Source organism: Bradyrhizobium sp. 27S5 (assembly GCF_037217225.1).
Taxonomy (GTDB): Bacteria; Pseudomonadota; Alphaproteobacteria; order Rhizobiales; family Xanthobacteraceae; genus Bradyrhizobium; species Bradyrhizobium septentrionale.
The window spans coordinates 7,161,917-7,185,373 of record NZ_CP147714.1 but is presented as its reverse complement, the minus strand read 5'-3'; the positions used below and the strand labels follow the sequence as shown (position 1 = coordinate 7,185,373).

General features: G+C 61.9%; 21 protein-coding genes and 1 tRNA gene. 8 read left to right on the top strand and 14 right to left on the bottom strand.

Going from position 1 to position 23,457, the window contains the following annotated elements:
- The first annotated feature begins 110 nt into the window (after positions 1-110).
- Positions 111-1,145, top strand: coding sequence for an IS110 family transposase (locus WDM24_RS33870; protein WP_166294930.1), 1,035 nt, complete (start codon positions 111-113; stop codon positions 1,143-1,145).
- Positions 1,146-1,489: 344 nt separating this feature from the next.
- Here WDM24_RS33870 and WDM24_RS33865 read toward each other — a convergent pair whose 3' ends face one another.
- The 3 genes from WDM24_RS33865 to trxB all read right to left on the bottom strand — a co-directional run bounded on the left by WDM24_RS33865 (position 1,490) and on the right by trxB (position 4,816).
- The gene (locus WDM24_RS33865; protein WP_338828865.1) at positions 1,490-2,407 is read right to left on the bottom strand and encodes a 4-hydroxy-tetrahydrodipicolinate synthase; all 918 of its coding nucleotides are present in this window, start codon (positions 2,405-2,407) and stop codon (positions 1,490-1,492) included.
- A 520-nt stretch (positions 2,408-2,927) separates the two neighbouring features.
- Entirely contained in the window at positions 2,928-3,848 is a 921-nt protein-coding gene (locus WDM24_RS33860; protein WP_029081982.1) for a LysR family transcriptional regulator, read from the bottom strand.
- A 2-nt stretch (positions 3,849-3,850) separates the two neighbouring features.
- Positions 3,851-4,816 carry a thioredoxin-disulfide reductase gene (trxB, locus tag WDM24_RS33855; RefSeq protein WP_338828864.1) on the bottom strand — a complete coding sequence of 322 codons (966 nt, stop codon included), beginning with the start codon at positions 4,814-4,816 and terminating at the stop codon, positions 3,851-3,853.
- Positions 4,817-5,099: 283 nt separating this feature from the next.
- On the opposite strand from trxB, the gene WDM24_RS33850 reads away from it, so the two are divergent.
- A complete protein-coding gene (locus tag WDM24_RS33850; RefSeq protein WP_029081984.1) occupies positions 5,100-5,579 on the top strand; it encodes an Lrp/AsnC family transcriptional regulator in 480 nt (159 codons plus the stop codon).
- A 52-nt stretch (positions 5,580-5,631) separates the two neighbouring features.
- Here WDM24_RS33850 and WDM24_RS33845 read toward each other — a convergent pair whose 3' ends face one another.
- Positions 5,632-6,834 (bottom strand): alpha/beta hydrolase, encoded by a 1,203-nt coding sequence (locus WDM24_RS33845; RefSeq protein WP_338828863.1) that lies wholly within the window; start codon positions 6,832-6,834, stop codon positions 5,632-5,634.
- A 371-nt stretch (positions 6,835-7,205) separates the two neighbouring features.
- Between WDM24_RS33845 and WDM24_RS33840 the strand changes: the two genes are divergently transcribed.
- The 5 genes from WDM24_RS33840 to WDM24_RS33820 all read left to right on the top strand — a co-directional run bounded on the left by WDM24_RS33840 (position 7,206) and on the right by WDM24_RS33820 (position 10,606).
- Positions 7,206-7,913 carry a thioesterase domain-containing protein gene (locus WDM24_RS33840; protein ID WP_166303661.1) on the top strand — a complete coding sequence of 236 codons (708 nt, stop codon included), beginning with the start codon at positions 7,206-7,208 and terminating at the stop codon, positions 7,911-7,913.
- A gap of 128 nt (positions 7,914-8,041) precedes the next feature.
- Positions 8,042-8,581: a GDSL-type esterase/lipase family protein gene (locus WDM24_RS33835; RefSeq protein WP_176422228.1), complete on the top strand. Its 540-nt coding sequence runs from the start codon at positions 8,042-8,044 to the stop codon at positions 8,579-8,581.
- A 255-nt stretch (positions 8,582-8,836) separates the two neighbouring features.
- On the top strand, positions 8,837-9,421 hold the full coding sequence (locus tag WDM24_RS33830; RefSeq protein WP_166303669.1) for a protein-S-isoprenylcysteine O-methyltransferase: 585 nt from the start codon (positions 8,837-8,839) through the stop codon (positions 9,419-9,421).
- Between the two features lie 192 nt (positions 9,422-9,613).
- Positions 9,614-9,814: a hypothetical protein gene (locus WDM24_RS33825; RefSeq protein WP_165127768.1), complete on the top strand. Its 201-nt coding sequence runs from the start codon at positions 9,614-9,616 to the stop codon at positions 9,812-9,814.
- Between the two features lie 87 nt (positions 9,815-9,901).
- Entirely contained in the window at positions 9,902-10,606 is a 705-nt protein-coding gene (locus tag WDM24_RS33820; protein WP_166303675.1) for a hypothetical protein, read from the top strand.
- Positions 10,607-10,829: 223 nt separating this feature from the next.
- Here the strand turns inward: WDM24_RS33820 and WDM24_RS33815 are convergent, their stop codons facing one another.
- The 5 genes from WDM24_RS33815 to WDM24_RS33795 all read right to left on the bottom strand — a co-directional run bounded on the left by WDM24_RS33815 (position 10,830) and on the right by WDM24_RS33795 (position 16,897).
- Positions 10,830-11,234, bottom strand: a complete 405-nt coding sequence (locus tag WDM24_RS33815) for a DoxX family protein (RefSeq protein WP_166209731.1) — start codon at positions 11,232-11,234, stop codon at positions 10,830-10,832.
- 316 nt (positions 11,235-11,550) lie between these two features.
- Complete coding sequence (gene greA, locus WDM24_RS33810) at positions 11,551-12,024, bottom strand: transcription elongation factor GreA (RefSeq protein WP_156928677.1); 474 nt, start codon at positions 12,022-12,024, stop codon at positions 11,551-11,553.
- 197 nt (positions 12,025-12,221) lie between these two features.
- A complete protein-coding gene (gene carB / locus WDM24_RS33805; RefSeq protein WP_338828862.1) occupies positions 12,222-15,686 on the bottom strand; it encodes a carbamoyl-phosphate synthase large subunit in 3,465 nt (1,154 codons plus the stop codon).
- A 368-nt stretch (positions 15,687-16,054) separates the two neighbouring features.
- Positions 16,055-16,130, bottom strand: a tRNA-OTHER gene (locus WDM24_RS33800).
- 77 nt (positions 16,131-16,207) lie between these two features.
- Positions 16,208-16,897: a class I SAM-dependent methyltransferase gene (locus tag WDM24_RS33795; RefSeq protein WP_338828860.1), complete on the bottom strand. Its 690-nt coding sequence runs from the start codon at positions 16,895-16,897 to the stop codon at positions 16,208-16,210.
- 123 nt (positions 16,898-17,020) lie between these two features.
- On the opposite strand from WDM24_RS33795, the gene WDM24_RS33790 reads away from it, so the two are divergent.
- Positions 17,021-17,548 (top strand): DNA starvation/stationary phase protection protein, encoded by a 528-nt coding sequence (locus tag WDM24_RS33790; RefSeq protein ID WP_338828859.1) that lies wholly within the window; start codon positions 17,021-17,023, stop codon positions 17,546-17,548.
- 106 nt (positions 17,549-17,654) lie between these two features.
- Here the strand turns inward: WDM24_RS33790 and WDM24_RS33785 are convergent, their stop codons facing one another.
- From WDM24_RS33785 to carA, 5 genes are all read right to left on the bottom strand, one after another.
- Positions 17,655-19,118 carry a DUF1254 domain-containing protein gene (locus WDM24_RS33785; protein ID WP_338828858.1) on the bottom strand — a complete coding sequence of 488 codons (1,464 nt, stop codon included), beginning with the start codon at positions 19,116-19,118 and terminating at the stop codon, positions 17,655-17,657.
- Between the two features lie 487 nt (positions 19,119-19,605).
- A complete protein-coding gene (locus WDM24_RS33780) occupies positions 19,606-20,127 on the bottom strand; it encodes a cupin domain-containing protein (RefSeq protein ID WP_338828857.1) in 522 nt (173 codons plus the stop codon).
- A 72-nt stretch (positions 20,128-20,199) separates the two neighbouring features.
- On the bottom strand, positions 20,200-21,300 hold the full coding sequence (locus tag WDM24_RS33775; protein ID WP_338828856.1) for a mandelate racemase/muconate lactonizing enzyme family protein: 1,101 nt from the start codon (positions 21,298-21,300) through the stop codon (positions 20,200-20,202).
- Between the two features lie 139 nt (positions 21,301-21,439).
- Positions 21,440-21,937, bottom strand: a complete 498-nt coding sequence (locus WDM24_RS33770) for a PaaI family thioesterase (protein WP_166303711.1) — start codon at positions 21,935-21,937, stop codon at positions 21,440-21,442.
- A 186-nt stretch (positions 21,938-22,123) separates the two neighbouring features.
- Positions 22,124-23,317 (bottom strand): glutamine-hydrolyzing carbamoyl-phosphate synthase small subunit, encoded by a 1,194-nt coding sequence (carA, locus tag WDM24_RS33765; protein ID WP_338828855.1) that lies wholly within the window; start codon positions 23,315-23,317, stop codon positions 22,124-22,126.
- Between the last annotated feature and the right edge of the window lie 140 nt (positions 23,318-23,457).

The following is a 23,457-nucleotide window of genomic DNA, read 5'->3' as shown; positions in this document are numbered from 1 at the left end:
GAAGCGCGCTCGCGAGCGGCCTGTTGGTTGGAAGGCGGTCGTCCCTCAAACTGATGGTGTCAATAAACGGAGTCGGGCAAGCCCGCTCCAAGCATCATTAAGGGACGACCATGTACCACTATGCAGGAATCGACGTGTCTTTGGAATGCTCGAGCGTCTGCCTTGTCGATGGGACAGGTAAGATTTTGCGCGAGGCGAGGGTTGCGAGTGAGCCGGAGGCCTTGATCACCTGGTTGCGGTCGCTGGGGTTGGTGCTGGAACGGATCGGGCTGGAGGCTGGTCCGCTGTCGCAATGGCTCTACGCAGCGATGCGGGATGCGGGCCTGGCAGTCGAACTGTTGGAGACGCGGCACGTCCGCGATGCCTTCAAGGCGATGCCGGTGAAGTCGGACCGCAACGATGCCCGCGGGATCGCGCAACTGATGCGGCTGGGCTGGTTCCGGCCGGTGCACTGCAAGTCGATCGAAGCGCAGGAGACGCGGGCGGTTCTGACGGCACGCAAGCTGCTGCAGTCCAAGCTGCGCGACATCGAGAACAGCCTGCGCGGCGTGCTCCGCGGCTTCGGTCTGAAGGTCGGCACGACCACCGAGCGCACGTTCGCCGAACGCATCCGGGAGCTCGTAGCGGGCCATCCCGGACTTGAGATCGTGGCACAGGCGCTGCTCGAAGCCCACGCCGTGCTGCGGCGCGAGTTCAATGGCCTGGATAAGCACACCCAAAAGCTCGCCAGGTCGCACCCTCAAGCCCGCCTCCTGATGACGACACCGTCCGTCGGCCCGATCGTGGCGCTTACCTACGCCTCGGCGGTCGACGACCCGAAGCGCTTCCGGTCCTCGAAGGCGACGGGAGCGCATTTTGGCCTCACCCCGAAGAAGTACCAATCGGGCGAAACCGACTATACCGGCCGCATCAGCAAGATCGGCGATGCCTCCGTGCGCGAGGCGCTCTATCAGGCGGCTCACGTCATGCTGACCAAGCCGGTCAGGAACTGCTCGGCGCTGAAAGGCTGGGCGATGCGGATCGCCCGGCGCGCAGGCCTGCGCAAGGCCAAGGTGGCGCTCGCACGCAAGCTCGCCGTCGTTCTGCATCGCATGCTCGCCGACGCCAAACCGTTCAACCCGATGGCCAAGGCCTCGGCAACCTAAGCAAGGAGCAGCAATCGGTTCTGGGCGGGCCACGACACCAGGCTCTCCCTGAGCGAGGTCCCTGCGCCGGGACGATGGATCCGGTCAGGCCGCCATCCGGGAAGTGGCTCACAACCACGCTTCCGTAGATTGGCCGGCCGGCTCCTCAATGCACCCCATCAGGCGACGGCCTTCGCGCCGATCCCGTACAGAAGCAAGTGCCCGGCGAGTGGATCACGCAAAAAGGGATTGACTTACAAAGGCCCGTTACAGAAGCCCGGATGAAGCGAAGCGCAATCCGGGACAAGTCGACCCGCGGGTGGAGCGTCCCCGGATTTCGCTTCGCTGCATCCGGGCTACGGGAGCTATGCCGGCTGCAGTAGAAGCTGTGCGCGCCGCTCCATCTCGGCATCAAGCCAGGTTGCGAGATCCTCGCTCACCTCCACCATCGGCAGCCGCACCTCGGGACTGTCGATCAGCCCCTGCCGCCACAGCCAGTGCTTGGCCGGCGCGGGGCTCGGCTCGGCGAACAGCAGCCGGGTCAGGCCGACCACGCTCTGCCAGGCGGCCAGCGCCGCGTCGCGCTGGCCCTGCCGCAACAACGTGCGGATCGAAGCGAAAATATTTGTTTCCAGATGTGCGGACAGCAGGATCGCGCCGTCGGCGCCGTCAGAGAGCGCATCGAACGTCTGTGCATCCTCGCCAATCAGCACGCGGAAGCCCGACGGCCGCCGGCTGAGGAAGTCGATCGACTGCGCGCGGTCGGCGCAGCAATCCTTCATGCCGGCGATGTTGGGATGTTCCGCGAGCGTCAGCAACGTCTCGTTGGTGAGGTTCACCGCCGTGCGATAGGGAATGTTGTAGAGCACGATGGGCCATGCCGCATGATCGGCAAGCGCGTTGAAGTGCTGCACGAGCCCGCGTTGCGAGGGACGGGTGTAGTAGGGGCTCGCGATCAGATAGCCGTTGATCGGCCAGTCGGCGGTGTCATCCAGCGCATGCTTCATCGGGGCGGTCGAGGCGCCGGAGAGCCCGAGAACGACCGGCAAATGGCGGGAGCTGGCACTGAGCTCGGCGAGCACGACGCTCACCAACCCCTCGAGTTCATCGGTGCTGAGCGCCATGCCTTCACCGGAGGTTGCGCCGAGGATGAAGCCGTCGACCGGGCCGCTGGCGTAGTGCCGCACGAGGCGGCGCAGCGAGGTGACGTCGAGCTCGCCATCGCGGAACGGCGTGATCAGGGGCAGCCAGAGGCCCTGCAATTGCTGGTGTAAGTCAGTCATGTTCCATCTCCTAAGGGGGCAAAGCCGGAGACGGGACCAACAAAAAACCCCGTCCCAGGCGGCGGGGTTTCGGGATCGGTTTGAATGCGAAGGTGATCTTATCGCGCGCGATCTCGTGTCCCCGGGAGGGGAGCTTTTTTCGACGACAGAGCGGCGCACGAAGTCGTGATCATCGGACAATGATGCTGCGCTGCGAGGTTGTTGTCAATGCACGCGCTGATCGGGGCGTGCGGCACGTCCGCGTGACGTGCAAACGAAAAAAAGCCGGGCTCGAGAGAGCCCGGCTTAAGGTATTGGCCACGTGAGGCCGACACAATCACCTTCCAAGAGGGATTACTGAACTTCCGCGCCACTGGAGGAGGGGGACATATGCGCGACGCGACCGCTCAGCGTGTAAACAATATGATCCCCATCGGCGCCCTGCAGCAACTATCCAGGTCGCATGTCAGTCATGCGGAGATTCAGGGGCCTCGTGGGGCAGCGCGGCAAGCCCATAACCCAGCCCATAAGGGCGGCTTAATCAGGACGGCCAGCGCTGCGCCTTGCTGACCACGAAGTCGCGGAACACCTGCACCCGGGCCACCGTCTTCAGCTCTTCCGGATAGACGAAGTAGGTGTCGAGCGCGATCGAGTCGGACTCGCCGAACAGCTGCACGAGGTTGTTCTGTTCGACCAGATAGTCCGGCAGCGCGGCGATGCCGAGGCCCTGCTGGCAGGCGCGCACGAGGCCCAGGATGTTGTTGACCTTGAAGTAGGGCTCGCGCGGACCGGAGCCGTTGCGGCCGGCATCGATCAGCCAGCTGCGGTTCTGCAGATGCGGCGGCACCTGCGAGTCGCCGAGCATGATGATGCGGTGCGAGTCGAGATCATCCAGCGTCCGCGGCGTACCGAAGCGCTTGATGTATTCCGGCGAGCAATAGGCATGGAAGCCGATCGAGAACAGCTTGCGCTGGATCAGGTCCGGCTGGGTCGGCTTGCGGGTGCGGATCGCGACATCAGCCTCGCGCATCGACAGGTCGAGATCCTCGTCGGTGACGATCAGCGAAATCCGGATGTCCGGATAGAGCGCAACGAACTCGTCGAGCCGCGGGATCAGCCAGTTGATGCCGAGCGCGGGCGGCGTCGTGATCTTGAGGTCGCCGCTCGGCCGCTCGCGGCTGTCGGTGAGCTTGGCGCGGGCCGCCTGCAACTGCATGAACACGTCATGCGCGGTGCGGAACAACAGGTCGCCCTGTTCGGTGAGGATAAGGCCGCGGGCATGGCGGTGAAACAGCGAAACCGAGAGCTCCTGCTCCAGCGCGCTGACCTGGCGGGAGACTGCCGATTGCGACAGGCCGAGCTGTTCGCCGGCATGCGTGAAGCTGCCAGCCTCAGCCGCTGCGTGAAAGACCTTCAGCTTGTCCCAATCCATATCTGTAAATCCGTCGCGAGATCGTGCCATGATTATTCCGCCGCTGCGCGATCGCTCGCGCGAAGAGCCAGGAAGCGTTCCGCCTCGAGCGCTGCCATGCAGCCGAGGCCGGCGGCGGTGACCGCCTGCCGGAAGGTTTCGTCCGCCACGTCGCCCGCGGCGAACAGGCCGGGCACCGAGGTCGCCGTGGAGTTCGGCGCCACCTCGACATAGCCCGATGGTTTCAGCCTGATCTGGCCTTTGACGAGCTCGGTCGCCGGCGCATGGCCGATCGCGACGAAGACGCCGTCGGTCTTGAGGTTCGTCAGCGCGCCGGTCTTGACGTTCTTCAGCCGCACATGGGTGACCTTGCTCGGATTCTCCGAACCGCAGATCTCGTCGATCGCGGAGTCCCACACCACCTTGATCTTGGGATGCTTGAACAGCCGCTCCTGCAGGATGCGCTCGGCGCGGAAATGATTGCGGCGATGCACGATGGTGACCTGGGAGGCGTGGTTGGTCAGGTACAGCGCTTCCTCGACTGCGGTGTTGCCGCCGCCGACCACCACGACCTCCTTGCCGCGGTAGAAGAAGCCGTCGCAGGTCGCGCAGGCCGACACGCCGCCGCCCTGAAATTTCTCTTCCGAGGGCAGCCCGAGCCAGCGCGCTTGGGCGCCGGTGGCGAGGACGACCGTCTCGGCGAGATAGACGTCGCCGGAGTCGCAGGTCAGGCGGAACGGCCGCTGGCCGAGCTCCAGTTTGGTGACGAGGTCGGTGACGATCTTGGTGCCGACATGGGCCGCCTGCTTCTCCATCTGCTCCATCAGCCAGGGGCCCTGGATCACATCGGCGAAGCCGGGATAGTTTTCCACGTCGGTGGTGATGACGAGCTGCCCGCCCGGCTGAATGCCCTGGATCAGGATCGGTTCGAGCATCGCGCGCGCCGCGTAGATCGCTGCGGTGTAACCGGCGGGGCCGGACCCGATGATGACGACCTTGGCATGGGTAGGCGCGGGCATTGCGAGATCCCTCTCTTTTGGGGATTTTGATCAAGGACTTGTGCGGGAAGCGCCCCGGAAACGGTCACGGCGGCGCCAAAAGTGTCAAATCCAAGTCTAGGATATCTGGGAAGCTATGCAAGATTTGCAATCCATGGCAGCGATTTTTCCCCGGAACTGAAGGTCACAATCGCGAAATCCTGCGCTGCACGCGCAATAAAATTGCGCAAGGTGGGCTGGCTGCGCTATGAGAGTTACCGGCAGACCTGCCAAGCCTTCCAAACCCCAGGGGAACTGTAGTCGCGTGTCGAAGAACCTTGACGAGATCGACCTCAAAATCCTCGCCGAGATCCAGGCTGATGGCCGAATCACCAACGTGGAACTGGCCAAACGCGTCGGTATCTCGCCGCCGCCCTGCCTGCGTAGGGTCCGGGCGCTGGAGGAGGAAGGCTACATCCAGGGATATCGCGGTCTGCTCGATCCGCGCCGCCTCGGCTACGACGTCACGGTGTTCGCCTCGGTGCATCTGTCGAGCCAGGCCGATGCCGATCTGCGCGCCTTCGAGAATTTCGTGCGCGCCGAGCCGTTGGTGCGGGAATGCTGGATGCTGTCGGGCGAAGTTGATTTTATCCTCAAATGCGTCGCCCCCGACATGGCGACGTTCCAGGATTTCGTCACGCACCTGACGGCCGCGCCGCATGTGCGCAACGTCAGGACCTCGCTGGTGCTGCACAATTCGAAGTACGAAGCCGCAGTGCCGCTGGGACTGAAGGCGGCGGGCTAGCGCCGTGGCGCGTCATTTCGGGGCGATGCGTTGGCTGGAGCGAAGAGTCTACTCAATTTCGGGCTGTCATCACCGAACCGTTTGCCTCGAATAGTTCAACAGCCCCGGACGGTGAAGTCGCGACGTTGAACTCGAGCGGGCCGCAAGTAATCACGCAGTAGTCGTAGACCGAGCGCCGGTCGTTTCCCATCAAGAACTGATAATGCATCTGCATAAAGTTGAATCGATGACGTCTGAAGCGGATCGGATCCACCATTGAATGTATTTGGACGCGCCGAATCTTTGGGCGCCCTTCTGAATGGTCTCGACCGATACGTTTCAGCGTGACGGGGTCGAAGCGATAGAAACTGATTGCGTCATCTCGTGCCTGATATTCGACCCAGCCGACGGCAGGCGTTCCAGCTACAAGTTGTGTCGCTTCCCGTATTTGGTTGCCCATCGGATGCAACGAGAATTTGGGAATAGTGGCGCCTATAGTGAGAATGCACAACTTCGGTCCTCGCGTTTCAAGCAGAGGATCCAACTTTAGCGCGCGCGCGACCGCCGCTATCGAGAGCGCAGCGCCGAGGGAATGGCCAACAATCAGAATTTCATCAACGTCTGCGGCCCGAGCTTTTCTTGATATCACGGCCGCAAAATCGTTGAGTCGTTCATCAACTTCGCTTCTTTGCCCGTAAAGAAACTGGTGGGAAAAAATAGCGTCGTCGAGAATGTGATTTATCCGACGCTTGGGTCCAATCCAGAGCACCGCGCTGATGAAGATGGCAAGTGATAGAAAAATGCCAAGCAGCAACTGTTCTACCCAGAATGTAGCGGGTATCGGCCTGACCACCAGATAGGATAGCCCGGCGCTGCAAAGTGCAATCAACAGCAAACAGCAATATGGAAAGAGGAAGAAGAGAGCGTATTTCCAGCTTGCGATCGCATATCTGAATATTGTTCCGGTCAAGATGAAGTCGAATAGCGCGACCGTGGACTGAACCAGCCGAGGTACCATCCCGACTCCGGAATCGCGCCGGATGAGATCGTCCCAGCGGAGCATCTCGAAGGTGATGCAGGTTTTCCAGTTCGGTCCCCATGCTTCCAGGTTGCATGAAGCATTGATTGCAGATGCGTTCGAGATTTCCGACAGCCGTGAAGAAGCGCCCCAAATCTTTTCGAAGCTCGACAGCGAGCGGCGCAAGCGTTCAACCTGCTCTTCTGGAGTGATTGGATCGTAACCACCAATGTGGAAGACGTGCCGTCGTTGAATCATCCAGCAACTCGAATCTGCAAACGGATCGATAGTTTACCGGGAAATCTTACGACGCTGATCCTGAAATCCCAGGTGAACTTGACATGGATCATGTGGATCTCAGCCTACGAATTTACCACTCGATCTGCTTGGTGCACCCATGGAGATTGGCCTTGACTGAAAAAATACGGCTGACGGCGCTAGAATGAGAGCCAAGTGACAGCCGGGTGGTGACGAACGGTCGTCGCTTGATCGCTTCTTTCGGTGTGGCAAATCCGTGACAGCCAGCCAATTGGCGTGCCTCAACACGTTTCCAGCAATGGTTTCTTGATTGTCCGATTCCAAAGTCTGATCTAATGCCGCTGGACTTGGGGTTGGCGGGGAATCCAGAAATGGAGAGATTGCGTTACAGCGCGGCGCTGGTATGCGCCGTCTTGGCGGTTCTTTTTGCGAGCAGCTTGCATTTGAACGGCGCGGCTCAGGCGAGTCCTGCAATATCCGTTGCAATGAGATCGACCGGTTCGCCCGCTCGACTGCATTCTTCCACGGCGCACGTCTATTTGTTCCGCGGGTTATTGAACGTCTTTTCCTTGGGCATGGACGGCCTTGCCGCCCAGCTGCGAGCGGCTGGCATCGCCGCGGCTGTCGCCAATCACACTCAGTGGAGAAGCGTTGCCGACGACATCGTCGCAAAATATCGAGCGGGCCAGCGTGGGCCTATCATACTGGTCGGGCACTCTCTTGGTGCGGATGCCGTGATGTCGATGGCGGAGTACCTTGGCCAAATGGGCGTGCCGGTCGCCTTGGTTGTGCCATTCGACGGAACATCGCCTCACGTGGCGACGGCGAATGTCGCGCGGGTTCTGAATTTGTACAAGAATGAAGGCGTCCGAATAAGCCGCGGCCCCGGCTTCCGTGGCGAGCTTACAAACTTTTATGTTCGTGATGCAAACGTCAGTCACTTCAACATCGACAAAAGCGCGGCGCTGCATAGCATGGTCATACGAAAGATCAGGGCGATCGGATCCGCCCGCCCGCGGCAACACCAGAGTCCTTCGAACCTGGTTTTGCCTGCAACCGGAGCTTCCTCCAATTCCTAGCATGACGTCCGAAAGGCAGTTTGAAGGCGCTGTTCGACGCAACGAGCGGGGCTGGACGTCGCACCTCTGCTGAAGCCCGGTGTCGGTGTATATTTTTCTTTAGGCTTCAGCCGGTGAGGCAACTGGTGATGACGTTCAGGAAAGTCTCGATTGCCATAGCCATGTGTATCCTGGCGATCGTGTGCGCCGGCTTTACAAAGCCGATTCGTGTCGTGGCGGTCGGCGCAAGCAACACGCAAGGCTGGTACGTCGGGAAGCAGGGCGCTTACCCAGCCAAGTTAGAGGTCCTGCTGAGAGAGAAGGGCGTCAGTGCGAACGTCGTCAATGCCGGCGTTCCATTTGATACCACGGCCGGCATGCTCAAGCGCATCGACAGCGACGTGCCAAGGGGAACCGACATCGTCATCCTGCAGCCCGGGGGCAATGACAGGCGTTTCCTTGTTACGAAAGAGCAGCGGGCGGCCAATATCGCGGCGATGGAGCGGCGATTGCGTGATCGCGCCATCAAAGTGATCGTGTATGACGAAGAAATTCCTCCACAGTACTACGCTTTTGACTTCATCCACCTCACGGCTGACGGCCATGCTTTCATTGCGTCGCGGTTACTCCCGCGCGTGTTGGCGATGATAGACCGGAGAGCCATCGTGGCTTCGCCGCAGGCGAGATAGAAAGAGCTGACACGACCACCGCCGCCCGCCGCGTTGGGTCAACCGTCCCAAAAGAGCGAAGCCGGCGACGCGTCCGCCTTGGATTCTACCCGTCCACTGTCAAGTTATCAGTGGCAACGACCTGCAAGCCTTGTATGATTGCTTCATGTTGGTCGGTGGATCTGTTTCGGTCAAATCTCAGACGCTCGCTAAGGACGGCGCCGTTTCGATGGTCGGCAAGGATGGCGTGCCAGCGAAGCGAGCCCTTGGCCCACGATGACGCCTGGCATTGCCAAGTTCGTGTTCGTGATGATGGCGGTTGGTTGGTATCTGATCCGCTACAGATACGCGCGTCGTGCTCGCCGTGAAAAGGTCGTGCGGAGCGTCCGCGGCGCTCGCGAGAACACCCTGCTGCTGATATCGCTCACGGGTCTTGGCATTGTGCCGTTCATCTATGTGGCAACGGCCATACCTCATTTCGCATCGTACGACTTCCAGCCAGCTCAAGCCTGGCTGGGCGTTGTCGTGGCGATCGCAGCGCTGGTCATGTTCCGGCTAACCCATCGCGCTCTCGGTCGAAACTGGTCTTTAAGCCTCGACGTGCGGGAAAATCATCACCTGATCACAACCGGGATCTATCGAAAGATTCGGCACCCCATGTATTCCGCATTCTGGCTTTGGGCTGTCGCCCAGGCATTGCTGTTGCCGAATTTGGTAGCCGGTTTTGCCGGCCTGATCGGATTTGGCGTGCTGTTTTTCGGCCGTGTTGCCAGAGAAGAGCAGATGATGCTGGAAACGTTCGGCAACGAGTATCGGGAGTATATGGCCCGGACCGGGCGCATTATGCCGAGGTTGTTCTAAGCCGGCTGTACCAGGTCGAGTCTTGCCCGAATCTGCATTCAGATACCGAGGCCAAGCAATCGTCCGTGTCGATTTTGCCACATCCGGCAAAGAAACGACCGCACGACCAGAACCTTCGGCACAGCGTTAATTACACCGCACCCGTCAGAGGGTATGGTGTTCACACTCAAGTTTTCCATCTCGGAGATGACGATGCTGAAGTTTCTGGTTGCTGGAGTTGCGACATTTGGTTTCGTGGCTGCTGCCAGTGCGGCCGACCTCCCCCGCCCGCAGCCGGTCGCCGAACAGGCTCCGATTGGCAAGGCGCCAATCGGCAAGTACCCGGTCGGCAAGTCCCCGGTCGGCAAGTACCCGGTCGGCAAGGCTCCGGCCCCGATCGTAACCAAGGGTTAATCCGAGGATCGCCCGGGCAGCGCATTCCTGCAGTTTTTGCGGACGGCGCTGTCTGGGGGATGTCTTTGCCCTTGTGAGGGTCTGAAGGTGCCAAAATCGAAGCGGACACGGATCGGCCTGCGGCTGCTTGCCGGAATCGGTGTCGTTGCGGCTTCCGTGACTTTGGGGGGCGGCATCAGCCACGCGCAGCAATTGGCTGCGCAAACGGATCAAGCCCCGCTGCAGCAGGAAAAGCCGCGCAAACCATCGTCAAGGTCGGTTGTGGCGGCGGCCGTTGCTGGACCGGGTGCTTCCGTTTCTGGAGCAGACGCGAAACCGGTTCGAAGGTCTGCGGCCAAAGGGCCGTACTATGTGGACTTTCGTGCCCGAACCGCTGCCTCTTACGGGCATGCGTTCGTTTGGTACGGCAAGACAAGCGAGAAGATGGTCGACGTCGCCGGGCTGCACCCGGCGGGCGACGTTCTGCCTTATATGCTGGGACATCTGACCTGGGTGCCCTCCGAGACGGGGGCAAGTTACGGCGACCTTGACGTGCAGTATTTGTTGGCCAGCTATCGCGTGTACCTAAGTGAGGCCGACGCGAAGAAGGTCTTTGCGTACATCAAGCATCTTCAGGCGACCTCGCCCCTCTGGAACGCGGAAACGACCAATTGCACGGCTTTTATTGGTCGCATAGCCAGCTTCATGGGCTTGAAGACTCCATTTCATTTGCAGAAGCCTGAGGACTACGTAAACCAGTTGAGAGACATGAACGACGGGCGCCAGACGGTGCAACTCGCTTCGGACCGTTAGCTTTCTCGTCAAGGATGGTTCGGGCGCTGTCTGGGCCGGTTGGAAGATCGGCCCCGGGGTCCTGCCCATTGCAACCCTCCTCGGGTTGCTCCCATCGCGCTTGGACAGCCTCCTCAGGCTCTCCTGGCTTATTCCTTCATTGTTCGACGGGATTGCCGCTGTCGGTCGTATGGCGCCGCCGCGAAGAATCCGTCCCGGCTGACCGGGACGGATCTCAGCGTTGTCACTTCCTGCCCATCGCGGCGTCGACGCTGATCGGACCTGGGCCCGAGGTCGCGAGGTAGAGGCAGGCGAAGCAGAACAGGATCGCCGCGGTGCCGTTGTTGAGCAGCGGCAGGAACTGGGGCTCGGCCGGGTTCTTGAACATGTGGCCGAGGAAGTAGGCGAACGCCATCTCGCCCGACAGGATGAATGCGACCAGCCGCGAGAACAGGCCGATCATCAAGAGCGCGCCGAGCACCAGTTCGAGCCAGCCGGCAGCCTGGATCAATGGCGGGATATTGGCGAAGTACGCGACCACGGGAAACTTGAAGATCTTGGCGACGCCGTACTGAAACAGCAGCAGCCCGGTGATGAACCGGAACAGGCTCAGCACCGTCGGCTGCCATTTGGAGAACATCTGGTCCATTGTCATTTACCCCCTGTGACACGCTGGAACATTGCACGAAGCGGAAGCGCACGGTGTTCGCCACCAGAGTGTGATGTCAACACCTTGCATCTGGAATCATTCCTCGCGTGATCGAAACCGCGAGAGCGACAGGGTGACGCGCGCAGCGACACCTGTTGCGGCGCAATCATCAGTCTGATTCCAGTCTCCGACATGATTATACTTCATAAACATGTCACGGCCTCCACTCACATTGCTGTCAGACGGGCGCAAAAACGCGCGCACAAAAAAGCCGCGTGCGACACGCGGCCTTTTTACATCAGTCACTTGAGAGTAACTATCGCCACTCGACCTTGGTGATCTCGTAGGCCTTGGCGCCGCCCGGCGCCATCACCTCGACGGTGGCGCCCTTCTTCTTGCCGATCAGCGCGCGCGCGAGCGGCGAGGTGATGGAAATGCGGCCCTTCTTGGCATCGGCCTCGACCTCGCCGACGAGTTGCCACACGGCTTTCTTCTCGGTGTCCTCATCGATCAGCGTCACCGTCGCGCCGAACTTGATGGTGTCGCCGGACAGTTTCGAAATGTCGATGATGTCGGCGCGCGCGAGCTTGTCCTCGAGCTCGGCGATGCGCCCCTCGTTGTGCGACTGCTCTTCCTTGGCGGCGTGATACTCGGCGTTCTCGGAGAGATCGCCGTGCGAGCGCGCCTCCGCGATGTGTTCGATGATGCGCGGACGATCCACCGATTGGCGATGCTTCAACTCGTCCGTCAGCGCGGCGTATCCACCCGCGGTCATCGGAACCTTATCCATCATCTTGGTCCTTCATCGTGCGCACCCGGCGGCGTGCACGAATATCCAGTTCAGCTAACGCAGGAATCAGGGCGCCAAACGCGCCCGGAAGCCTAGTGATATTCGGCCCCGCTAAGGGCCGTGACAACATCCAATCGCGCGGTGAGTTCCAGCCATTCGGCTAATTGACCGCGTCAAGCCTTCAGCCCGGGCAGCGGTCAGCTTTCGGAAAAGTAACTCTGAAGCGTGCGGACCTCAAGGTCCCCGTCCCGATAGGCCCGGATCCCCCGTGCGGCCGCCACCGCACCCGAAAGAGTGGTGTAATATGGCACTTTATGCAAGAGGGCAGCCCGCCGCAGCGAACGGCTGTCGGCCAGCGCCTGCGGACCTTCGGTGGTATTGAAGACCAGCTGGACGTCGCCATTGGTGATGGCGTCGACGATGTGCGGCCGGCCTTCGAGCACCTTGTTCACCTTTTCCGTCGGCACGCCGTTGTCGCTGAGGTAGCGCTGCGTGCCCGAGGTTGCCATCACCTTGAAGCCGAGCGAGTGCAGCAGCCGCACCGCATCCGCGATCCGCATCTTGTCGTCGCCACGCACAGAAACAAACACCGTGCCCTGGCGCGGCACGCGGGTGCCGCCGCCGAGCTGGCTCTTTGCGAATGCGACCTCGAAGGAGCGGTCGATGCCCATCACCTCGCCGGTCGAGCGCATCTCCGGTCCGAGCACGGTGTCGACGCCCGGGAAGCGCGCGAACGGGAATACCGATTCCTTCACGCCGACATGGCCGAGCTTCTTCTTCTTCAGCTTGAAGTCGGCGAGCTTTTCGCCGGCCATGATCCGCGCCGCGATCTTGGCGACCGGCATGCCGATCACCTTGGCGACGAACGGCACGGTGCGGGATGCGCGCGGGTTGACCTCAAGCACGTAGATCTCGCCGTCCTTGATGGCGTATTGCACGTTCATCAGGCCGACCACGTCGAGGCCGAGCGCGAGCTCGCGGGTCTGCCGCTCCAGCTCCTCGATGGTCTTTGCGTCGAGCGAATGCGGCGGCAGCGAGCACGCTGAATCGCCGGAGTGGATGCCGGCTTCCTCGATGTGCTCCATGATGCCGACGATGAAGGTGTCCTTGCCGTCGGAGAGGCAGTCGACGTCGACTTCGGTCGCATCCGACAGATAGCGGTCGAACAGCAGCGGGTTCTTGCCGAGCACGGTGTTGATCTGCCCGGTCTTGTCGTTCGGGTAGCGCGCCTTGACGTCGGCGGGCACCAGCTCAGGCAGCGTTCCCAGCAGGTAGTCGTTGAGCTGGGTCTCCTCGCGGATGATCTGCATCGCGCGGCCGCCGAGCACGTAGGACGGACGCACCACCAGCGGCAGGTCGAGATCGGCGGCCACCAGGCGGGCCTGCTCGACCGAATAGGCGATGCCGTTCTTCGGCTGCTTGAGGCGCAGCTTGTCGAGCACGCGCTTGAAGCGGTCGCGGTCCTCGGCGAGGTCGATCGCGTCAGGCGAGGTGCCGAGGATCGGCACTTCGGCGGCTTCCAGCGCCCGGGCAAGCTTCAGCGGGGTCTGGCCGCCGAACTGCACGATCACGCCATGCAGCGTGCCGTTCTTGCGCTCGGTCGCGATGATCTCGAGCACGTCTTCGCCGGTGAGCGGCTCGAAATAGAGCCTATTGGCAGTGTCGTAGTCGGTCGACACCGTCTCTGGATTGCAGTTGACCATGATGGTCTCGTAGCCGGCGTCCTCGAGCGCGAAGCAGGCGTGGCAGCAGCAATAGTCGAACTCGATGCCCTGGCCGATGCGGTTCGGCCCGCCGCCGAGAATGATCACCTTCTTACGGTCCGACGGCGCGCTCTCGTCGGCAAGCTCGCCCGCGAACGGCCGCTCATAGGTCGAATACATATAGGCGGTCGGCGAAGCGAACTCCGCCGCGCAGGTGTCGATGCGCTTGAACACCGGGCGCACCCCGAGCCCGTGGCGCTTGGCGGTGACGTCGGCTTCGGTGGTCTGCGTGAGCACGGCGAGCCGCGCATCGGAAAAGCCCATCGCCTTCAGCATCCGCATCGCGAACGCGTTCGCCGGCAGGCCGTTGCGGCGGACCTTGTCCTCCATCTCGACGATGGCGCGCATCTCCGCGAGGAACCAGGGGTCGATCTTGCAGGAGTTGAAGATCTCCTCGTCGGTCCAGCCGAGCCGCATCGCTTGCGCGACCTGCAGGATGCGGTTCGGCGTCGGCGTGCCCAGCGCTGCGCGGATCGCGTTCTTGTCGTCGCCGCGGCCGAGCCCCTCGATCTCGATTTCGTCGAGGCCGGTCAGGCCGGTCTCGAGCCCGCGCAGCGCCTTCTGCAGGCTTTCCTGGAAGGTGCGGCCGATCGCCATTACCTCGCCGACCGACTTCATCGATGTGGTCAGCGTGGAGGAGGCGCCGGGGAATTTCTCGAACGCAAAGCGCGGAATCTTTGTGACGACGTAGTCGATGGTCGGCTCGAACGAGGCGGGGGTGGCGCCGCCGGTGATGTCGTTGGCGATTTCGTCGAGCGTGTAGCCGACTGCAAGCTTGGCCGCGACCTTGGCGATCGGGAAGCCGGTGGCTTTCGAAGCCAGCGCCGACGAGCGCGACACGCGCGGATTCATCTCGATCACGACCATCCGGCCGTCGACGGGGTTGATGCCGAATTGCACGTTGGAACCGCCGGTCTCGACCCCGATCTCGCGCAGCACCGCCAGCGAGGCGTCGCGCATCACCTGGTATTCCTTGTCGGTCAACGTCAGGGCCGGCGCGATGGTGATGGAATCGCCGGTATGCACGCCCATCGGATCGAGATTCTCGATCGAGCAGATGATGATGCAATTGTCCTTTTTATCGCGCACCACCTCCATCTCGTACTCTTTCCAGCCGAGCACGCTTTCCTCGATCAGCACCTCGTTGGTGGGCGAGGCGTCGAGCCCGCGCTCGATGATGTCGAGGAACTCTTCCTTGTTGTAGGCAATGCCGCCGCCGGTGCCGCCCATCGTGAAAGAGGGCCGGATGATCGCGGGCAAACCGATCTCCGACAGCGCCATCAGCGCCTCGCCGAACGCGTGCTCCTGATACCGTTTGCGGCGATCGTTCTCGCCAAGGGTCCACTGTCGCTCGAGTTCTTCCAGCGCCTCGCCGGACAGTTTCTCCCGCTCGGCGTGGTATTTGTCGCGGTAGGACTTCTTCAGCGCCGAGGCATTGGCGAGCCGCGATTTTGGCGTCTCCAGCCCGATCTTGGTCATGGCCTCGCGGAACAGCTGGCGGTCCTCGGCCTTGTCGATGGCATCAGCGGTTGCGCCGATCATCTCGACGTCGAATTTTTCAAGCGTGCCCTGGCGCCGCAGGCTCAGCGCACAGTTCAATGCGGTCTGGCCGCCCATGGTCGGCAGCAGCGCGAAGCCGCCGGGAATGACGTGGCGTTCCTTTTCGATGATCTTGCCGACGATTTCGGGTGTGATCGGTTCGATATAGGTGGCGTCCGCCAGTTCCGGATCGGTCATGATGGTGGCCGGATTGGAATTGACGAGGACGACGCGGTAACCCTCCTCCTTCAGAGCCTTCACCGCCTGCGTGCCGGAATAGTCGAATTCGCAGGCCTGGCCGATCACGATGGGACCGGCGCCGATGATCAGGATGGTGGAGATGTCGGTTCTTTTGGGCATCAGCTCTCGCGGACTGGATTCTGGGCACAAAAAAAGGGCGCGCTGGTCGCGCGTCCCTCGGGCCATGCGCTACATCTTGTAGCGCAGGAAGCGCGATCCCTCGCGCGCCGGTGGTCTTTAGACCAGTTTCCGCACCTGCGAAACCCCCAAAAACGCCCAATCAACCGCGATTCTGGGGGAAATTCCTCATTGAGGGATGCCCATTGGGGAGGCTCGGGATGCGGGGAGGGCTTGCCGGGGCCCGGCTTCGCCCTGCGGGCTCGCTGCCCAGTCCGTCTACGCTTTCGCTAGGCTCAAGCTACGCCGGACACGCTTTGCCCCGCCGGTCCAGCGTGGCTGCGCCACGCGTAGCCCGTCAGGGCGAAGCGTGGAGGCCCGGCCTGGATTTGAACCAGGATAAACAGTGTTGCACCACTGCCGCGTCGACGCTTCCGCCACCGGGCCGAGTGGATCATTGCCGATTATTTCAGGGCCGGCCACGTTTACCTTTGGTTAAGGTTAATATTTGGTGCAACCCTTGATCAGTGGTGCGCCACGAACGTCATCCGCCACGGATTGTGTCCGATGTTGCGCGGCGCGCGCGTTGCGCTGAACCCCGCGGCGCCGAGCTTCGCGATCATCTTGTCCTCGCGGTAGCGCTGCAGCCCGATCTTGGTGCGCAACTGCCGGTAATCAGACAGTGCGGTTGAAGCCAGTCCGATCAAGGCATCGCGCAGGAAGCCGTGGGTTGCCGCAAAGCGCAGCAGCGCCACGACGTCCCTGGGCATGCCGACCTCAGGCCGCAGGATGTCGCCGAGCACGAAGCGCCCCGTCGGTTTCAGCAGGCGGTGGATCACGTCGAATGCGTTGTCGAGCTCCTGCGGCGTCATGTATTGCGCCACCGAGTTCATCACCACGAGGTCGATCGAATCCGCTTCCATGTTCTTCAGATCATCGAGCGAGCGAACGCGGATCCTGGTGTCGTGCGCGAAACGCGCGACCAGCCGCCCGCGGACGCCGGGCGCCGGCTCCGCCAGATAGAGCCGGGCGCAGGCATTGGCGACCTTCGTGGCCGACAGCGCCTCGCCGCAGGCATAGTCCAGCACCACCGCGTCGGGTGAGGTGATGTAGCCGACGATGTCGTTTGCGATGACCTGGAAATGCAGGTCGCGGTGCAGTCGGCTTGCATAGATCGTATGCGTGGAATCGTAATAATCGATCCATTCATCCATCGCGTTTGGTATCCGGCAGAACGGGTTCCTGGCCCCAGGAACGGGTGGGCTGATGATGCGTTAGCGGTCCGGCGGCCAATGTTCAATGCGCCGAAATACGGGTTCCTAACAGGAAGGTCCAACGTGAGCAAAGCCAAGACTGACAAGATCTCCCCCGACCTCGACACGCCGAGCGACCTGCCGCAGGCTGCGGTGGACACGATCTCGGCCTCGCTCAATACGCTGCTGGCGGACGCCTTCGCGCTTTACCTCAAGACCAAGAATTTCCACTGGCACGTCAGCGGCCGGCATTTCCATGATTACCATCTGTTGCTGGACGAGCGGTCGGATGCGATCTTCGCCACCACCGACCAGCTCGCCGAGCGGGTGCGCAAGCTCGGCGGCGCGACGTTGAGGTCGATCGGCGACATCGCCAGGCACCAGACCGTCAAGGACAATGACGAGGATTATGTGCCGCCGCGCGAGATGCTGCGCGAGTTGATGGAGGACAACAAGCATATGGCGGCAGCGATGCGCAAGGCGCACAAGATCGCCGACGACCACGAGGATTCCGGCACCGCCGGCCTGCTCGAAACCTTTATCGACGAAACCGAGCGGCGCACCTGGTTCCTGTTCGAGGCCAGCCGCCAGGAAGGCAGCAACGCGGCGTAAGCTGCGCGCCCACACCCGCGAGGAAGCAATCCAGAGCTGTTTTGCTCCGGATTGCTTCGCTAAACTCGCCGTCTTGCCGCTCGGCAGCGGTCAGTGCGGTTGAAGCTTACTGAGCCGATAGACCCACCGTCGTCTGCGATCTCTCGATCGGCGGAGGATTCCACTTTCCGGTCAGCGCCTCCGATTTCGGACCGTAGAGGCGCATGGTCAGATTGAAGGCTCCTTTCGGCGCCGGAAGCCAGTTGGCTTCCTTGTCCGCGCCCGGACTCTCGTTCTGGAAGTAAAGTTCGAGCGAACCGTCCGGGTTGGATTTGAACGGCATCCAACTGCTGACCGCGAACCGGTTCAGCGGGTTGCCGACCTGGAATCCGTCCTGGTCGTAGAGCGTGATCGACCAGAAGGCATTGACCGGCGGGGTGGCGCCCTTCTCGAACGTGATCGTATACTTGTTGGCGCCGTCGAGCGGTTTGCCGGTACTGTCGGCGAGATTGAGCGGATAAATAGCGTCCTCCGGCAGGTTGGCGCCTAGCCCGACCTGCGCGACGATAGCACGCTTCAAGTAGTAGTTGCCGTAAACACCCATCGTGTCGGTGTTCATCGACCAGCCGTTCACAACGCGCGCCAGCGTCGGCACCTTCCACGCCATCAGCTTCTGCCCGTCCTGCGGCGCTGTCTCCAGTGCCCGTTGCAGGACCTGGTCGAGCTTGCTGATTTCAAAGCTCTTGCCCGGCTCGATGCCGATCTTCTTCATCTGCGCGATGATCGGCTCATCGGTGATGTGCGGCGGGTGAAGTTTGAGCAACTCGGCGGCCTGCGCGAAGTAGACGCCGGCCGACATTGTGTCGACCTGCAGCTTCGGCGCCGTCTTCATATCGACGCCGGGATCGATCCTGACCTCGATCGGCTTCGGCGTTTTGCCGAACTCGGAAAGAGGCGTGACCTTGTAACCGGCCTGGATCTTGTGGACCGCATCATAGTCCGGCGGGCCGTCCGTCTTGGTGCGGCCGATGACCCAGACGTAAGGCGTCGGCGCGTCGATGCGCTGGGTGTCCTTCGGAAGCTTGAACTCCTCCGCAAACCTGTCGCGCAGATCGGGCCGCCAGCCCGGGGCCGTCACCAGAAAAGTCCCCGCTTTGGTACCCGTGGTGCGCCAGCCGGGCGAGGCGAACACATCCGACCACATGTCCAGCATGGGCAGCAAATAGAAGCGTCCATCGGTATCGGGAACGGAGACGACAATCGGCTCCTTGGTCATGTCCAGCCATGAAACGGAATAGAGCGTATCGAAGTTGGACCGCACCACGCCCTTGAAATTCGCCGGTGGGTATTCGGGCACGTTGACGAAGGTGTTCATTGGGCCCTTGAAGCTGTCTTTGCCGGGCTCGACGTTGGTGAACTGCTTTCGCGTGATGTCCATCGTCAGGAGCGGGTAGAAGTAAATATAGGCGTCCACCGCGATCGCGTGCGCCTCCTGCTCGTTGATTGCCGGGGCCGTCTGGGCCAGCGCTGCAGGCGCGGCAGCCGCGCCGATGCAGAGAGACAATGACAGCGTCAGAATTCCTCGAAACATGTCGAATTCTCCTCTTCTGATGTCTGTTGTGGTTGCTTGTGGGAAGCGCGGAGCATCTGATGCCGTCAGGTGATGCGTATGACCTCCATTGCTCCTGCAAGAAATGCGGCAGTGGACGCGGAAGTCTGTAACTCCCGCAGATGAATCGCGTGTCTTGACGTGTCATTGGCGCCATAAATCGCCGCGGCTCATGCTGATTTAAATCAAGGTTCTTGGAAAAGTGATGCCAGCAGGCTTAACGTTGAAGAGGGCCTGCACTACCTCCACGCGTGGCACTCTAGCATGGGCAGGAAGCGGGAGCGAGTAGCGCTCAATATGGCGACAGGCCGAATGGTCAGCGGCCCCGTTTCGGGAAACCGTTGAGCGCGCAAAAACGTCGCACGCATAAAGATTGGGCTATGCAATTCCGATTATCAATTTAAGTTGCCTGTATCCCGTCACCTTCTCCAAGGGGGAGAAGGGAAGAGCAGCCTGTTCGACAATCATCCTACTGCTTCCACAGCCGCACCAGCGGCCCGTTCTTGCCCATCACCGGATCGGTCGCGGGGGTCGCCACGAGCGGGATCGTCTTCAGTGCCTTGGCGTGGCTCTCCGGCGTCGGCCGCTGCAGATCCATCGGCGGGCCCGGCGGGTAGGCGCCGACGACGCTGAAATCGTCGCTCGCCGCCAGGCATTGATGCCCGGTGCCGGCCGGCAGGATCGCGACGTCGCCGGCGGCGATCTCCAGCGCTCGCCCGTGCGCGCCGCCGAATTGCACGCGCGCGCTGCCGCGGGCGACGCCCAGCACCTCGTGCACGGTGGCGTGGTAATGCGCGAAGTCGTAGACGCCGTTCCGCCACATCGCGCCCCAGCCGTTGCCGCCGAACAGCTGCTCGATCGTGGCTTCGGGATTTTTGCTGACGTCGACTGCGCCCTCGTAGACCAGGAACGGCATCGGATTGTTCGGCACCAGCCCGTCGTCCTGAAAGACAAAGGTCAGGGGTTCGGCATCGGACCTGACGACCGACATGGTGGCTCTCCGTCGTTTCGAGGGACCGTGGTCTCCGGACCAACCAAACCGTCGGTCCGGAAACTGTTCCCGCTAGATTTTGAACTTCAGGACCTCGTCCTTGAATCTGAGCCCGTGCCCCGGCCGTTCCGGCGCCGTGATCATGCCATTGGCAATCTCCGGCGGATCAACCCAGAGGTCGTCGATCAGTGCCATGTTCTCGCACCAGATGCCGTTCGGAATCGAAGCCAGCAGGTGCACATTGAGTTCGGGAAACAGATGCGGCGCGATGGTGATGCCGAACGTATCCGCGAGCGTTGCGATCTTGCGCAGGTCCGTCATGCCGCCACGCATCGGGTCGGGCTGCAGGATCGGCAGGCAAGGATTGTGAAAGAACGGCCGCAGATCGTAGCGCGTGAAATGGGTCTCGCCGCCGACGACGCGCATGTCGAGTGCCGCCGCGATACGCTGATAGCCGGCGAAATCGTCCGCCGGCACCGGCTCCTCGAGCCAGTAGATATCGTACTTCTCGAACTTGCGTCCCATCTCGATGGCGACATCGGCGCTCCAGCCCATGTTGACATCGATCATGATGTCGATGTCGGGCCCGAGCGCCTCACGCATGCGGCGCACATTGTCGAGGTCTTGCGCGGGCGTGTGAACATGCGCGACCTGCATCTTGATCGCCTTGTAGCCCTGCTTCACGAAATGCAGCGCCTTCTCGATCATGCCGTCGCCGCCGGCGCCACGGAAGCAGCCGGAGCCGTAGATCGGGATTTCGGAGCGATAATGCCCCCACAGCCGGTGCAGCGGCAGGCCGGCGCGTTTCCCCACTGCATCCCACAGCGCGATGTCGAGCGCCGACATCGCCATCGCGGCGATGCCGCCGCGGCCATAGGTCATCGTCGCCGTCCACAGGTCGCGCCAGATCGCCTCGATCGCGGTGGCGTCCTTGCCCTTCACGCGCGGGATGATGCACTCGTCCAAACAGGCCGCGATCGACTTCATCGCCGGGCGGAACACGAACAGATAGCCCATGCCGGTGATGCCGCCCGCGGTCTCGACCTCGCAGATCAGAATGTCGCGCGTCTCGCCCAGCGCTGCGCCCTTCAGCCAGCGATCATCGGCCCAGGGGAGCCGCAGCATCGTCACACGGATGTCGCGGATGGTCATGTCTGAACTGGCTGACATCATCGGGCGTTTCCCTTTTCTGGCCGGATCAGGTTTGCCTGATCTCGGAGACGGAAACTCAATCACAGAACGCCGGTGCCAATCCAGCGCTGTTCGTCATGCCTCCAATGCGCCAAGACCTTACGGCAAGACGCGATTGCCTTCAGCTATTTTTGGGAAGTTCGAACACCAGGCAGGTTGTCGTGGCATGCGCGATCAGCTTGCCCCTGTCGTCGGTGATGCGCGCTTCAGCAGTTGCGACGCGGCGGCCGGCATTGAGCACCTGGCCCTCGGTGCGGATCGTCCCGGTGTCCTGGCTCATGCCGCGGACAAAGGAGATCTTGAACTCCAGCGTGGTGTAGCCAAAACCCTTCGGCAGCGTGCTCTGCACCGCGAGCCCCATCGCGGAATCCAGCAGGATCGCGGCGTAGCCGCCATGTACCGAGCCGATCGGGTTGTAGTGGCGCAGGCCCGGCACGCTGTGGATCACGACATGGCCGGTCTCGGCGGTGCAGTCGAACGGCTCGACGTTCTCCATGATCGGCGGCTCCGGCAGGGTGCGGGCGAAGATGCCGCGCACGAAGTCGAGCCCGGACATCGACGCCATCACCTCCAGCGAGGAGACGCCGTATTCGGGCTTCGGGGCGGCGCTGTCGGTCATGTCGGCATTTCCCGTGATTTGATCGTGGTTGGTCATAAACAACGCGCCATCCTGCCAAGGCGCTAAGCAACATAGCACGTCGTCATGGCCGGGCTCGTCCCGGCCATCCGCGTCTTGGGCGCCAAAAACGTAGATGCCCGGGACAAGCCCGGGCATGACGATCTTGGAGATGGCCTGCAGAGTACCTTACGCCGCGCGCTTGTTCTGCCGCATCAGATCGGCAAACCGCTGGAACAGATAGTGCGAGTCGCGCGGGCCTGGGGAGGCCTCGGGGTGGTACTGCACCGAGAACACCGGTTTGCCGTCGAGCGCGATGCCGCAATTGGAGCCATCGAACAGCGAGATATGGGTTTGGGTCGCGCCCTTCGGCAGCGTCGCCTGGTCCACCGCGAAGCCGTGGTTCATCGAGGTGATCTCGACCTTGCCGGTGGTCTCGTCCTTGACCGGGTGGTTGGCGCCATGATGGCCCTGATGCATCTTCATGGTCTTGGCGCCGACGGCGAGGCCGAGCATCTGATGGCCGAGGCAGATGCCGAAGGTCGGTGTGCCCGAATTGATCACTTTCTGGATCACCGGCACCGCATATTTGCCGGTCGCGGCCGGATCGCCGGGGCCGTTCGACAGGAACACGCCGTCCGGCTTCATCGCCAGGATGTCCTCGGCTGTGGTCGTCGCCGGCACCACGGTGACCTTGCAGCCGACGCCGGCGAGCAGGCGCAGGATGTTGCGCTTGATGCCGTAGTCGATCGCGACCACATTGAATTCCGGAGCGGTCTGCTGGCCGAAGCCTTTACCCCACTCCCAGGGCGTTTCATCCCAGGTGAAGCGCTGGCCGGAGGTGACCATCGGCACCAGGTCCATGCCCTCGAGGCCAGGCCATTCGCGGGCCTCTTCCTTCAGGCCGTGCAGGTCGAATTCGCCGCTCTTCGCATGCGCGATCACGGCATTGGGCATGCCCTTGGAGCGGATCAGCGCGGTCAGCGCGCGGGTGTCGATGCCGGAGAGGCCGATGATGCCGCGGGCCTTCAACCACTGGTCGAGGTGGCGGGTGGCGCGGTAGTTCGAAGGATCCGTGATCGCCGAGCGCAGGATCACGCCGCGCGCGCCGGGCGTCGCGGCCATGTTCACCGTCTCGATGTCTTCCTCGTTGGTACCGACATTGCCGATATGCGGGAAGGTGAAGGTGATGATCTGGCCGGCATAGGACGGATCGGTGAGGATCTCCTCATAGCCGGTCATCGCGGTGTTGAAGCAGACTTCGCCAACGGCGTGGCCTTCCGCGCCGAGGCCAAAACCTTCCAGCACGGTGCCATCGGCGAGCACAAGGAGCGCGGTCGGTTTATGGTCCGGCCAGGCGGGAGCGTTTTCAGGGGGTGTCATGAGCCCTTTAAATAGTCGCCGCACCCTGCGGCGTCAAAGCGAAACGGCGCGGATTCACACGGCAATCCCGGTCGATTTGACAGGCCGGAACGGCCTTTTAATCTAAAGTTCCCTGAACCGGCCGTTTGCTTGCCGAAAAT

What these genes read in the sequence shown, in the direction of transcription:
- WDM24_RS33870 (WP_166294930.1), top strand. Translation starts at nt 111, where the DNA reads ATGTACCACTATGCAGGAATCGACGTGTCTTTGGAATGCTCGAGCGTC.
- WDM24_RS33865 (WP_338828865.1), bottom strand. Translation starts at nt 2,407, where the DNA reads ATGACTGACTTACACCAGCAATTGCAGGGCCTCTGGCTGCCCCTGATC.
- WDM24_RS33860 (WP_029081982.1), bottom strand. Translation starts at nt 3,848, where the DNA reads ATGGCACGATCTCGCGACGGATTTACAGATATGGATTGGGACAAGCTG.
- trxB (WP_338828864.1), bottom strand. Translation starts at nt 4,816, where the DNA reads ATGCCCGCGCCTACCCATGCCAAGGTCGTCATCATCGGGTCCGGCCCC.
- WDM24_RS33845 (WP_338828863.1), bottom strand. Translation starts at nt 6,834, where the DNA reads ATGATTCAACGACGGCACGTCTTCCACATTGGTGGTTACGATCCAATC.
- WDM24_RS33840 (WP_166303661.1), top strand. Translation starts at nt 7,206, where the DNA reads ATGGAGAGATTGCGTTACAGCGCGGCGCTGGTATGCGCCGTCTTGGCG.
- WDM24_RS33835 (WP_176422228.1), top strand. Translation starts at nt 8,042, where the DNA reads ATGACGTTCAGGAAAGTCTCGATTGCCATAGCCATGTGTATCCTGGCG.
- WDM24_RS33830 (WP_166303669.1), top strand. Translation starts at nt 8,837, where the DNA reads ATGACGCCTGGCATTGCCAAGTTCGTGTTCGTGATGATGGCGGTTGGT.
- WDM24_RS33825 (WP_165127768.1), top strand. Translation starts at nt 9,614, where the DNA reads ATGCTGAAGTTTCTGGTTGCTGGAGTTGCGACATTTGGTTTCGTGGCT.
- WDM24_RS33815 (WP_166209731.1), bottom strand. Translation starts at nt 11,234, where the DNA reads ATGGACCAGATGTTCTCCAAATGGCAGCCGACGGTGCTGAGCCTGTTC.
- greA (WP_156928677.1), bottom strand. Translation starts at nt 12,024, where the DNA reads ATGGATAAGGTTCCGATGACCGCGGGTGGATACGCCGCGCTGACGGAC.
- carB (WP_338828862.1), bottom strand. Translation starts at nt 15,686, where the DNA reads ATGCCCAAAAGAACCGACATCTCCACCATCCTGATCATCGGCGCCGGT.
- WDM24_RS33795 (WP_338828860.1), bottom strand. Translation starts at nt 16,897, where the DNA reads ATGGATGAATGGATCGATTATTACGATTCCACGCATACGATCTATGCA.
- WDM24_RS33785 (WP_338828858.1), bottom strand. Translation starts at nt 19,118, where the DNA reads ATGTTTCGAGGAATTCTGACGCTGTCATTGTCTCTCTGCATCGGCGCG.
- WDM24_RS33780 (WP_338828857.1), bottom strand. Translation starts at nt 20,127, where the DNA reads ATGTCGGTCGTCAGGTCCGATGCCGAACCCCTGACCTTTGTCTTTCAG.
- WDM24_RS33775 (WP_338828856.1), bottom strand. Translation starts at nt 21,300, where the DNA reads ATGATGTCAGCCAGTTCAGACATGACCATCCGCGACATCCGTGTGACG.
- WDM24_RS33770 (WP_166303711.1), bottom strand. Translation starts at nt 21,937, where the DNA reads ATGACCGACAGCGCCGCCCCGAAGCCCGAATACGGCGTCTCCTCGCTG.
- carA (WP_338828855.1), bottom strand. Translation starts at nt 23,317, where the DNA reads ATGACACCCCCTGAAAACGCTCCCGCCTGGCCGGACCATAAACCGACC.